This window comes from Corallococcus sp. AB030 (assembly GCF_003668965.1).
In the GTDB taxonomy this organism is placed as follows: Bacteria; Myxococcota; Myxococcia; order Myxococcales; family Myxococcaceae; genus Corallococcus; species Corallococcus exiguus.
Window position 1 is genome coordinate 1 of the sequence record NZ_RAWQ01000271.1, and the last position, 11,260, is coordinate 11,260.

Here is an 11,260-nt window from a genome sequence, read left to right on the forward strand (position 1 = left end):
CCATCACCCCCTCCAGCGAACGCACTGGCACCTGCCCCCTCGCTCCCAGGATGTGGTCCACCGCGTGGCGCACCCCCACGTCCCCCTCCTGCCCGGGCAGCCGGCCCAACAAGAGCCGCTCCAGCAGGGCGAAGCGGGCCGCCGTCCCCTCCACCGCGTCCAGCCGCTCCCGCCACTCGCGCGCCTCGCGCGGCCAGAGGTCCCCCAGCGCCACCTTCGCGTCCGTCAGCTCCAGCAAGGGCAGCCTCAGGAATGGCTGCGCGCCTCCGGGCCGGAAGCGCACCGCGACGAAGGACGCACGCGCGGACAACGGCACCACCTCCGCCGCCCGCATCGCTCCCACCACGCGCAGCCCCACCCCGTCCGTCAGGTCCACCAGGATGTCCAGACACCCGTCCGGCAGCACCCGGTGCACCCCCACCGGCGCCGCTCCTGACAGCTCCAGCGCCCAGTAGCACTGGACGTACGGCGCCAGCGCCGCGCAGGGGCTCGCCTCCACGTAGCGCATCAGGCCGCGTCCGCGACGGCCGCGCGGGGCAGCCACACCGTGAAGCACGTGCCCTTCCCTGGCCCCTCGCTGCTCGCCTGGATGCGGCCTCCGTGGCGCTCCACGATTTCGCGGCAGATGGCCAGCCCCAATCCCAGGCCTCCGGCGTAGTGCTCGGCCGCGTTTCGCGCGCGGAAGAAGGGCGTGAAGAGCTGCGGCAGGCTCTCCTGCGGAATGCCGATGCCCTGGTCCTCCACGTCCACCCGCACCTGCCCTTCCTCCTCGCGCACCCGCATGGACACCGGCGTCCCCGGCGGCGAATAGCGCAGGGCGTTCTCCACCAGGTTCGTCAGCAGCTGATCCAATCGCTGCTCGTCCCACCGGCCCACCAGCGGCCCCTCCGGGACGTCCAGGGACAACAACCCCTGGCGCTCCGGACGCGTGGACTGGATGCGCTCCAGCACCTCGTGGGCCAGCGCCGTCAGGTCCATGGGCGCCACCGTCAGCGCGAATCTCCCCGACTGCAACCGCGACACGTCCAGCATGTCGCCAATCAGCCGCGTCAGCCGGTCCACCTGTCGCGTCAGCCGCTCGAAGGTGGCGCGCTGCCGCTCCGGCGTCAGCCCCACGCCGGACTCCGACTGGCGGATGAGCAGCTCCAGCGTCGCCTTCAGCGGTGTCAGCGGCGTGCGCAATTCGTGGCTCGCCATGGAGAGGAACTGATCCCGGATGACGATGGCCTCGCGCAGCTCCTTCTGCGTCCGGTCGATGCGCGCCGCCATGTCGTTGAAGCCGTCCGCCAGCTGCGCGACCTCGTCGTCGCCCCGGGCCTGCACCCGCTGCTCCAGAGCGGGCGTGCCCAGCGCGGCGAAGCCGTCCCGCAGCGTCTCCAGCCGCACCGCCACGTCCCGCCCCACCCACTGCGACAGGAGCAGCGAGATGGCCCCCGCCAGCGCCGCGATGCCCACCACCCACGCGCCCATGCGCGTCACCGGCGCGAACGCCTCGCGCAGCCGCGCCGTCACCACCACCGTCCACTCCGTGCCCGGCACCTGTGCGTACGCCACCAGCAGGCGGAGCCCGGATTCATTGAACGCCTCCAGCAGGCCCTCCCGCGCCGACAGCGCCTTCGGGGGCAGCATTCCCAGCACCGGCGCCCGCGTGAGCACGTCGCCCCGTTCGGTCTCGCGCAGCAGGATGCCGTCGCGCCGGTCGAACAACTCCACGTGGTAGCTGCGCGAGGCCAGCGTCGACTGGAGCCCCAGCCGCCGCAGGGACCGCCCGCCCACCAGCACCGCGCGCTGGCCTTCCCCCAGGTCCACCCGCGTGGAGAAGACGATGAAGGGCAGCCCCGCGCGGGTGAGGAAGGGCCGCGACACCCAGACCGCGTCGCCCCCGTTGAGCGCCTGCTGGAAGTACTCCCGGTCCGCGAAGTTGCCGGTGAGGCGGTTCAGCCGCTTGGACGGAACCAGCGTCTCCCCGGTGGCGTCCAGCAGCCACGCCGCGTCGAAGAGGCCGGTGTCGTTCTCCAGCAACTCCACCCGTTCAATCATCTCCTTGCGGTCCCCGGTGCGCACCGCTTCGATGAAGCCCGGGTCCTGGCTCTGAGAACGCAAGAGCGAGCGCGCGATGGCCGCCGACTGCTCCAGCCACGCCGTCTCCGCCAGCACCGCCTGCTGCGCCTTGCCGCGCAGCTCCGCCGAGATGGCCCGCTGGGCCACGTACGACGTCACCGCCCCCACGCCCAGGATGGGCAGCACCGACGCCAGGGCCATGCCCCGGAACAGCCGCCAGCGCACCCCGGACGGGGCAGGGACCTGACGCATCCGCCACAACAGCAGACAGGCCAGGGCCAGCACCGCGTACACGCCCATCCCGGCCCAGGAGCGTCGCGACCCCAACGCGAGCGTCATGTTCAGGAACAGGACGCTCAAGCTGCCCGCGGCGATGCGGCAGGCCTTTTCGTGGCCACGCCACAGCCCCACCGCCATCAGCGCCCCCGTCGCCAGGAAGGCGCCGCCCAGCAACCGGATGAACGGCCCGAACGCCAGCAGCGACATGCGGATGAAGCTGCTGGGGACCAGGACCATCAACCCGCCGAAGCTCAGCGCCACGCAGGCGATGAACACCGGCAGCAGGCCCCTCCCCTGGAAGCGGCGGGTCCGCTCCAGCAGCAGCAGTCCCGCCAGCAGCGGGTACAGGATGAGGCCCGTGATGCCTCCGGGCAGCACGGCGGCGGCCCACCAGTAGAAGGCCACCGCCGCCAGGAAGAGCGCCCGGCCCAGCCACCCCACGAACGCTGGCCAGGTGGGGTACAGCATCGCGGCGAGCATCGTCGCGGAGCCCACCAGGAAGAGGCTGCCGAGCGGGCGGATGTACGGGTAGATGACCTGGAAGATGGCGGCCCCGAACTCATAGGGCACGAAGACCATCGTGGTGCCCACGACAAGTCCAAAGGCCGCCGCGAACCACTCCACCCGTGCCCGCTCGAGGATGCCCACGGGCGGAACACTACACGTCCCGCTCCGGCTGTCAGTGGCGGAGTGCGGTCCGGGACGGACCGTTCGTCCAGTCCCTATCTCCGACGCCAGGCGCCTTCCTATCTCCGACGCCAGGCGTCGAGCAGGTGCCCCACCACCGAGTCCACCCCCACGTCGTGCGTGACCTGGGTGAAGACGAAGGGGCCCTCGCCGCGCATCTTCCGGGCGTCGCGGTCCATCACGCCCAGGTCCGCGCCCACGTGCGGCGCCAGGTCCGTCTTGTTGATGACCAGCAGGTCCGACTGGGTGATGCCCGGCCCGCCCTTGCGAGGCACCTTGTCCCCGCCCGCCACGTCGATGACATACACGGTGTAGTCCGCCAGCTCGCGGCTGTACTGCGCGGCCAGGTTGTCACCGCCGCTCTCCACGATGAGCAACTCCGGGTGCAGTTCCTCCATCAACTGCTCCAGCGCGAGCAGGTTGTGGCTGATGTCCTCGCGGATGGCGGCGTGCGGACAGCCTCCGGTCTCCACCGCCTTGATGCGCTCCGGGGACAGGGCCTGGTTGCGCACCAGGAACTCCGCGTCCTCCTTGGTGAAGATGTCGTTGGTCACCACGCCCAGGCGGTACTGGTCGCGCAGCTTCTTGCACAGGGCCAGCACCAGCGCCGTCTTGCCGCTGCCCACCGGCCCGCCAATCCCAATCGTGAAGGCCCGCTGCGAGTAGTCACGCCGGTGCGGCTTGTCGCGAGCGTCGAAATGGCCCGGGTGGTCCCAGTCCTCGTGCGTGTGCTCGTGCCCGTCCTGCCCATGGCCGCGGTGGTCGTCGTCGTGCATGTCGCGCTTCCTTTTCGTCTCTTGCTTCAGGACTGGAACAGCCGGGAGTACAGCCGGTCGTGCGTGGCGCCCAACAGGTCCCACAGCGGCGCGGGCTGGGCCAGGTCCTCCACGCCCAATGCCTTGCATTGCTCCAGGACGGCCTCCAGCAGCGGCGTGGCCGCGTGCTGCACCTGGTGGGATTCATGCGTGCCGATGACGCCCATGCGCACGCCCGCGGACAGCGCGCCCCGCAGGGTGAGCGACAGGAAGAGTCGCAGGGCGTCCTCCTGCTCCACCGCCAGCGCGCACAGCACCGCGCCGAACGCGGGCGCGTGGTGGAACTTCACACGGGCCGCGCGGGCCGCCTCGCGCACGGGCCCCACGGCCTCCGGGAAGATGCGCGCGCAGGTGTCCAGGAAGGCCCTGCCTTGCGTGCGGCTGGCCCGGTTCGCGACGTGGTTGGTGAGGAACGCGTCCGCGCGCGCGTCCAGCGCCGGCAGTGCGGAGGGCTCGCGCCACGCCGAGCCCACCAGCGGCAGGCCGCCCAGTCCCGCCTGCCACACCAGCGCCTCCACGAAGCGCCGCACGTCACCCGGGCCGCGCACCTCGCCCGCCTGCACCGCGGCCTCCAGGCCTCCCGAGTGCGCGAAGCCCCCCGTGGGAAACCCCGAGTCCGCCAGCTGCAACACCCTCCAGCCGGAAGCCATGGCGCGCTCCTTCAGAACAGCGAGTAGCGCTGCGCCAGGGGCAGCCAGGTGGCGGGCTCGCAGCGAAGCAGCTCTCCGTCCGCGCGGACCTCGTACGTCTCCGGATCCACCGTGATGACCGGCAGCGCGTCGTTGAGGCGCATGTCCTTCTTCCCCAACGCGCGGCAGTTCACCACCGCGGACAGCCGCTTGGTGAGCCCCAGCCCCTGCACGGTGCCTTCCCTCAAGGCGCGCCCTGATACGAAGGCGATGCTCGTGGAGCCCCGCGCCCTTCCTCGCGCGCCGAACATCGGGCGCATGAGGTACGGCTGCGGCGTGGGGATGGACGCGTTCGCGTCCCCCATCTGGCCCCACGCGATGAAGCCGCCCTTGAGCACCAGCTCCGGCTTCGCGCCGAAGAAGGCGGGCCGCCACAGCACCAGGTCCGCGAGCTTGCCTGGCTCCACGGAGCCCACCTCGTGGGACAGCCCGTGGGCGATGGCCGGGTTGATGGTGTACTTCGCCACGTAGCGGCGGATGCGCAGGTTGTCGTTGTCCCCCTGCTCGCCGGGGAGCCGCCCGCGCTGCTCGCGCATCTTGTGCGCCGTCTGCCACGTGCGGGTGATGACCTCGCCCACTCGCCCCATGGCCTGGCTGTCCGAGGCCATCATGCTGATGGCGCCCAGGTCGTGGAGGATGTCCTCCGCGGCAATCGTTTCTCCTCGGATGCGGCTCTCCGCGAAGGCCACGTCCTCCGGAATCTCGCGGTCCAGGTGGTGACACACCATGAGCATGTCCAGGTGCTCATCCAGCGTGTTCACCGTGTACGGCCGCGTGGGGTTGGTGGAGCTGGGCAGCACGTTGGGCGCGCCGCACACGCGGATGATGTCCGGCGCGTGGCCGCCACCCGCGCCCTCCGAGTGGTACGTGTGGATGGTGCGGCCCTTGAACGCCGCCAGCGAGTCATCCACGTAGCCGGACTCGTTCAGCGTGTCCGTGTGGATGGTGACCTGCACGTCCTCCGCGTCCGCCAGCGTGAGGCACGTGTCGATGGCCGCGGGCGTGGTGCCCCAGTCTTCATGCAGCTTGAGTCCAATGGCTCCCGCGCGCACCTGATCCAGCAAGCCCTCCGGCAGGGACGTGTTGCCCTTGCCAGTGAGGCCGATGTTCAGGGGAATGGTATCCGTGGCCTCCAGCATGCGCGCCAGGTTCCACGCGCCCGGCGTGCAGGTGGTGGCGTTGGTGCCGGTGGCCGGTCCGGTGCCGCCGCCCACCCAGGTGGTGATGCCGCTGGCGATGGCCTCGTCCGCCTGCTGCGGGCTGATGAAGTGGATATGTGTATCCAGGCCGCCCGCGGTGAGGATGAGCCCTTCACCCGCGATGACCTCCGTGGCGACGCCCACCACCATGCCCGGCGTGACGCCCGCCATGACGTCCGGGTTGCCCGCCTTGCCGATGGCGGAGATGCGCCCGGCCTTGATGCCCACGTCCGCCTTGAAGATGCCCGTCCAGTCCACCACGAGCGCGTTGGTGATGACGCAGTCGAGCGCGTCCGCGTCGCCTGTGCCCGCGCGCTGGCCCATGCCTTCGCGCAGCACCTTGCCGCCGCCGAACTTGCACTCGTCGCCGTAGACGGTGGCGTCGCGCTCCACCTGGAGCCACAGGCCCGTGTCTCCCAGCCGCACCCGGTCCCCCGTGGTGGGACCGAACATGTCCGCGTAGTGGCGCCTGTCCAGCTTGCGGCTCATGAGCGGTCCTCCTCGGGGGTCTCTTCCTCGTGACCGAAGCCCTGCGCGCGCACCGCCGCGAGCAAGCGCTCACGGCCTTCATCGGACACCTTGCCGCTGCCCAGCGCGTTGCCGCCGCGCACCACCTGTTCGCCCGCGATGGGGACCAGCGACACCGTCTTCACCTCGCCGGGCTCGAAGCGCACCGCAGTGCCCGCGGGGATGTCCAGCCGGTGGCCGTAGGCGCGGCCCCGGTCGAACACCAGCGCTCGGTTCGTCTCCGCGAACGCGTAGTGACTGCCCACCTGGATGGGCCGGTCGCCCCGGTGCGTGACGCGCAGGGTGATGGCCTTGCGGCCCGCGTTGAGCTCCAGCGCGCCTTCCGCCGCGCGCACGAGTCCAGGAGGCCCTTCTGGTGACGCGGCGGGCACGGTGAAGCGCTCCAGCGGCGGCACCGGCAGGAAGCTGCCGTAGAGCGCCAACGACAGGTCCCCGTGCTCCGCCACCACCGGGTGATGCACCGTCACGAGCTTGGTGCCATCCGGGAAGGTGCCCTCCACCTGCACCTCCGCCAACATCTCCGGCACGCCGTCCATCACCTGCGCGCGCCCCAGGAACCGGCGTCCCAGGTCCATCAGCTCCGCCACGCTGCGGCCGTCGCGGATGAACTCCAACAGCTGCGTGGCGATGAGCGCCACCGCCTCCGGGTAGTTGAGGCGCAGGCCTCGCGCCAACCGCTTCTGGGCGACGACGCCCGCCTGGTGCAGGAGCAGCTTGTCCACGTCACGGGGGGACAGATGCATGGGTCCGACTCCCTCGGTTCTTCCGGGTGCGGGATGCGCCGACCCGCCAGACCCTAGCGCGACGCGTCAGCGTGAGCCAGGATGGAGGCCCCTCGCGCCGTTCTCCCCCTCCGGAGTCCCCCCATGAAGAGCTTCAAGGCCGGCTTCCCCAAGACGCCCAAGGCGCCTCCCGCCCCACCGAAGACGACGAACACGGTGGCCCAGCCGACCTTCTCGAAGCCGGGCACGACGGGCGCGAAGCCGTCGACCCCCACCGCGTCGCCCACGGCCTCGCCCACCGCGTCGCCCACGGGCTCGCCGAGTGTCTCCCGGCCGACGACTCCCACCGGGACGACGCCCCAGGGTGACGCGTTCAAGCCGACCGGCAGCCCCCAGGCCTCGTCGTCGCGCCCGAACATCGACGCGAGCTCGCTCCAGGGTCCGCAGCTGCAGTCGCCCAACCTCTCCGAGAGCGACATCGCGGACATGGCCCTGGGCCGCACGCCGGGCAAGGGCAAGGCCATGACGCCGAGCCCTCAAATCCAGAAGATCGTCGAGCAGATGAAGCTGGAGAATCCGGGCGCGGACGTGCTGCGCTACACGGACCAGAGCAGCCACCCAATGCTGAAGCAGCCGAACATGCCCGCGGGCACGGACGCGGGCGTGTGCAGCGCGATGACCTCCGAGTGGATCCGCACCGGCAAGGAGGCGGGCGGTGACCCGATGAAGGGCTCGCAGGCGTTCGGCAAGCTGACGGACAACCACTTCGGGAAGCTCATCGACAAGCAGCACGCCGAGCACCTGCAGAGCGACGCCCTCACGAAGCTGAACGGCGCGCACATGGATGACATCGACAAGCTCCAGGGCAGCGTGAAGGAGCTCCAGGGCAAGAGCGCGCAGCGCAAGGAGATCAACGAGCTGCTCACCAACCCGGACCTCTCGCCGGAGGAGCGCCAGGGGTTGAAGCAGCAGCGCAGCGAGCTGACCCAGGACATCAAGGCGGGGATGGCGCAGCTCAACCAGGACCAGGCCGCCATCGCGAAGAAGCAGGAAGGCATCGCCGCGATGGTGGACGACTTCCGCACGGGCCGTGGCGGCGGTCACCCGGGCGTGAAGGTGCAGGACTTCGAGCCCATCACCCAGGACACCTTCGCGCAGAAGCTGTACGACGGCACGAAGGAGAACGGCCACTACCGCATCGGCCTGCGCAAGTCGGGCGAGGCCGCGGAGGGCCACGTGCTGGGCCTGCACAAGACGGACGGCCCGAACCGCCTGCTGGACGCGAACACCGCCGAGTGGAAGACGAACAACCACAAGGACGCGGTCAACCTGACGGCGGATCACGTCAGCGAGCTGTACAAGAACTACAGCACGTTCGACATCACCCGCTACTAGGACGTGTCCGCAAATAGTTCGAGGGGAGCCGGGTGTTAGGAGGGCATGAGCCGAGGAGAGCTGACGGACGCCCAATGGGAGCGGCTGGCAGGACTGCTGCCGCCCCAGAAACCCGCGCGGGGCCGACCGAACAAGGACCACCGCGAAGTGCTCGACGGAATCCTCTGGGTGCTGCGCACCGGAGCGCCCTGGCGCGACGTGCCTCGGGAGCAGTTCGGCAGTTGGAAGGCGCTCAGCAGCCGATTCTACCGCTGGCAGGAGGCAGGCATCTGGGCGCGGGTGCTGCGGCAGTTGCAGGCCGAAGCGCACGAGGATGAGCACCTGGACTGGACGCTGCACTTCCTGGACGCCAGCGTCATCCGCGCCCACCAGCACGCAGCCGGCGCACGCGGCACGCCGGTAAAAGGGGGGAGGTTGAAGCGCTGGGTCGCAGCCAGGGAGGCTTCTCGACCAAGCTGCATGTCCGGGCGGAGGGCCAGGGGCGGCCGCTCGTCTTCGAGCTGACGGCAGGCCAACGCCATGAGACGCAGGCCTTCAAGGCGCTGATGGCGGGTGGCAGCGTGCCGCGCGCGCACTCACCGGGGGCGCCACGCCGCTTGCCCGACGCCCTCGCGGCGGACAAAGGCTACAGCTACCCCAGCCTCCGCGCCTGGTGCCGCGAACATGGGGTGCACGCCATCATCCCCACTCGCTCGGACCAGCCCCGGCAGCGCACCTTCCGGCGCGCGGCCTACCGCAAACGCTGCCGGGTGGAGTGTCTCTTCAATCGCTTGAAGCAGAACCGGCGGGTGGCGACGCGCTATGAGAAGCGCGCCGCCAACTACCTGGCGATGGTCCATATCGCCTCCATCCGCCTCTGGCTCTAATTTGCGGACACGCCCTAGTCACACCCGCCGGGCCCACGGGTCGTCACCCAGCAGGCCCGGTAGGAAGGACAGCCAGTCGCGCGTGGTGGCCAGCAGCGTCTCCAACGACACGGCCGCTACGCGCAGCAGCAGTCCGTCCTCGCCCAGGGGGCTGGCGGAGATGACCTCCCGGGCGCGAGGCTTCACCGGCAGGCCCGCCACGCGCGCGGCCAGGGCCTCCCGAGCATCCTTCAACGCGGGCCCTACCAGCAGCACGGACGCCAGCGCGTCGAAGCGGCCCAGCCGCTCCGGCAGCGCGCCGTGCGCGGGGTCCAGCACCCACCGCTCATCCACCAACGCGCGCCCTTCCCGCGCGACGCGCAGGCGCGAGGCGTAGTGCAGGAAGGCCCAGCGCTCGCCCCGGGCGCTCCGCCCCGCCGTCACCACGTCCGCGAGCACCAGCGACGCGCCCGGCGAAAGCGTCACATCCAATGTCTGTGAATAGCGGGCGTCGGTGAAGCAGACGGTGGGGTCCGGCACCCACGCCAGCAGCGCGTCCCGGCCCACGCGCGCGACGAGATCACTGCGGCAACCGTTGGGCGAGCGGTAGACACGGTTCGAGCCCTGCGTCGCGAGCAGCGCCGACGCGCCGTCCGCCACATCCACCTCCAGCCGCAGGTGGTCCCCGTCCACCAGCCCGCCACCGAAGGAGCTGGTATAGGCCCACGCCGCGTGGCCGTGGTTGCGAGGCGTGAGCAGCCGCAAGGGGCTGTGCGCCAGCGCGGTGCGCACCACGGTGCGGGGCCCCGAGCGTTCGAACGCGAGCCTCGCGACGCCCGCGCGCTCCGGGCCGGGAAGAGCGGCAATCACCCTCCCCTTCTAGCACGTGAGCCGCACCGGAAAGCCGTGCACCGGTCCTGCGTAGCGTTTCGCGCTACAGCCCCCCTCCCTCGCGACAGACGTGGAGGCTCGCTGGCACGCAACCTGCTCTTGGGGCGGCCCGCCAATCCTGACATCGCGTGTCAGATATGGCGGAACCTTCTTCCCAAGGCACAGCACCATGCACCGTCGTTCCCCCCGAGCCTCCTGGCTTCGCGCCCTGACCCTCTCCTCGTTCGCCGTGGGTTGCCTGTTCGTGGCCGCGCCCGTCCACGCCGCTGAAACGCGCGAGATGCCTGCCACCATCGTCAACGTGTCCATGCAGGACGGCGAGCTGACCGCGCGCATCCGCTGGTCCGCGGAGTCGAAGTCCCTGCCCGGGGAGGTGGAGGTCCTGTCCTATGACGGCACGGAGAAGATCACCGCGGGCGAGCGGCTTTCGCCCAAGGCCGGCGAGGAGGTGGAGGTGAAGCTGTCCGGCGCGGTGCAGGAGCCGTGGGAGACGGGCTGGGCCCAGCGGCTCGTCGTACGTGAGGCGCAGGGCCGGGAGCTGGCCAGCCAGCCCTATGACGTCAGCCTCGCCTGCGAGGACGAGAAGACCTGCCAGCTGACGGCCGCGCCGGGCATCTCCGCCAGCCGCGAGGTCCTGCACGTGAGCAACGCCCTGCAGAAGACCCTCGGCGCCATCGAGAAGGAGATGGGGACGAAGCAGTTCGACCTGGTGCGCGAGGTGGCCCGGCGTGAGCCCTCGCTGTACGGCGAGGCCCTGAGCTACGCCCACGGCCTGATCAAGATCGGCCCCGCCGAGGGTTGCCAGTGCTCCTGGGAGGCGTCCTACTCGCGCACCAACTCCGCGGGAACGAGCCTGGGCGCGGCGCACGACCTGTACTCGCGCCCCCTGTCCCAGAACAAGCCCTCCAACGCCCGCCTGACCACGCAGGGCAGCAGCCGCGTCACCCTGACCCTCCACTGCACGTCGCTGGCCTCCATCCTCACGCAGGAGTTCGGCATCCGGCAGCCCGGCGGGCTGGTGAAGCCCGTGCGCATGCACCAGCCCGTCTACAGCACCTGCGCCGGGACGTGCAGCGGCCGGTTCAGCCACTTCGGCCGCATCACCGGCAAAACGACCGCGCAGAGCACCACCCCCTTCCCCCCGCCCAC

Annotated in this window: 9 protein-coding genes and 1 pseudogene; 3 read left to right on the top strand and 7 right to left on the bottom strand. The window is 70.7% G+C overall.

What is annotated here, in order from left to right; genetic code table 11:
• The 6 genes from D7Y15_RS39160 to ureA all read right to left on the bottom strand — a co-directional run.
• Positions 1 to 508 (bottom strand): DUF6597 domain-containing transcriptional factor (locus tag D7Y15_RS39160; protein WP_121755750.1); only part of this gene is annotated, 508 nt, incomplete at its 3' end.
• Positions 508 to 2,988, bottom strand: a complete 2,481-nt coding sequence (locus tag D7Y15_RS39165; RefSeq protein ID WP_306770492.1) for a sensor histidine kinase — start codon at positions 2,986 to 2,988, stop codon at positions 508 to 510. The genes D7Y15_RS39160 and D7Y15_RS39165, both read right to left, overlap by 1 nt.
• Before the next feature lie 98 nt (positions 2,989 to 3,086).
• Positions 3,087 to 3,803: an urease accessory protein UreG gene (gene ureG / locus D7Y15_RS39170; protein ID WP_120581145.1), complete on the bottom strand. Its 717-nt coding sequence runs from the start codon at positions 3,801 to 3,803 to the stop codon at positions 3,087 to 3,089.
• A 26-nt stretch (positions 3,804 to 3,829) separates the two neighbouring features.
• Positions 3,830 to 4,492, bottom strand: coding sequence for an urease accessory protein UreF (locus tag D7Y15_RS39175; RefSeq protein WP_120581144.1), 663 nt, complete (start codon positions 4,490 to 4,492; stop codon positions 3,830 to 3,832).
• A gap of 11 nt (positions 4,493 to 4,503) precedes the next feature.
• Positions 4,504 to 6,219: an urease subunit alpha gene (gene ureC / locus D7Y15_RS39180; RefSeq protein WP_121755749.1), complete on the bottom strand. Its 1,716-nt coding sequence runs from the start codon at positions 6,217 to 6,219 to the stop codon at positions 4,504 to 4,506.
• Positions 6,216 to 7,001 carry an urease subunit gamma gene (gene ureA, locus D7Y15_RS39185; protein ID WP_120581142.1) on the bottom strand — a complete coding sequence of 262 codons (786 nt, stop codon included), beginning with the start codon at positions 6,999 to 7,001 and terminating at the stop codon, positions 6,216 to 6,218. The genes ureC and ureA overlap by 4 nt, the downstream gene beginning before the upstream one ends.
• A 123-nt stretch (positions 7,002 to 7,124) precedes the next feature.
• Here ureA and D7Y15_RS39200 point away from each other — a divergent pair, with 123 nt between their 5' ends.
• Together D7Y15_RS39200 and D7Y15_RS39205 are read left to right on the top strand one after the other, a co-directional pair.
• The gene (locus tag D7Y15_RS39200) at positions 7,125 to 8,375 is read left to right on the top strand and encodes a cell division protein ZapB (RefSeq protein ID WP_126936300.1); all 1,251 of its coding nucleotides are present in this window, start codon (positions 7,125 to 7,127) and stop codon (positions 8,373 to 8,375) included.
• Between the two features lie 45 nt (positions 8,376 to 8,420).
• A pseudogene (locus D7Y15_RS39205) lies at positions 8,421 to 9,241 on the top strand (IS5 family transposase).
• Positions 9,242 to 9,259: 18 nt separating this feature from the next.
• Here the strand turns inward: D7Y15_RS39205 and D7Y15_RS39210 are convergent.
• The gene (locus tag D7Y15_RS39210; RefSeq protein ID WP_120581694.1) at positions 9,260 to 10,090 is read right to left on the bottom strand and encodes an urease accessory protein UreD; all 831 of its coding nucleotides are present in this window, start codon (positions 10,088 to 10,090) and stop codon (positions 9,260 to 9,262) included.
• 190 nt (positions 10,091 to 10,280) lie between these two features.
• Between D7Y15_RS39210 and D7Y15_RS39215 the strand changes: the two genes are divergently transcribed.
• A partial coding sequence (locus tag D7Y15_RS39215; RefSeq protein WP_148712979.1) for a hypothetical protein occupies positions 10,281 to 11,260 on the top strand: 980 nt, incomplete at its 3' end.

Excerpts from the sequence above, each read along its gene's own strand:
- ureG (WP_120581145.1), bottom strand. The coding sequence starts at position 3,803 with ATGCACGACGACGACCACCGCGGCCATGGGCAGGACGGGCACGAGCAC.
- D7Y15_RS39175 (WP_120581144.1), bottom strand. The coding sequence starts at position 4,492 with ATGGCTTCCGGCTGGAGGGTGTTGCAGCTGGCGGACTCGGGGTTTCCC.
- ureC (WP_121755749.1), bottom strand. The coding sequence starts at position 6,219 with ATGAGCCGCAAGCTGGACAGGCGCCACTACGCGGACATGTTCGGTCCC.
- ureA (WP_120581142.1), bottom strand. The coding sequence starts at position 7,001 with ATGCATCTGTCCCCCCGTGACGTGGACAAGCTGCTCCTGCACCAGGCG.
- D7Y15_RS39200 (WP_126936300.1), top strand. The coding sequence starts at position 7,125 with ATGAAGAGCTTCAAGGCCGGCTTCCCCAAGACGCCCAAGGCGCCTCCC.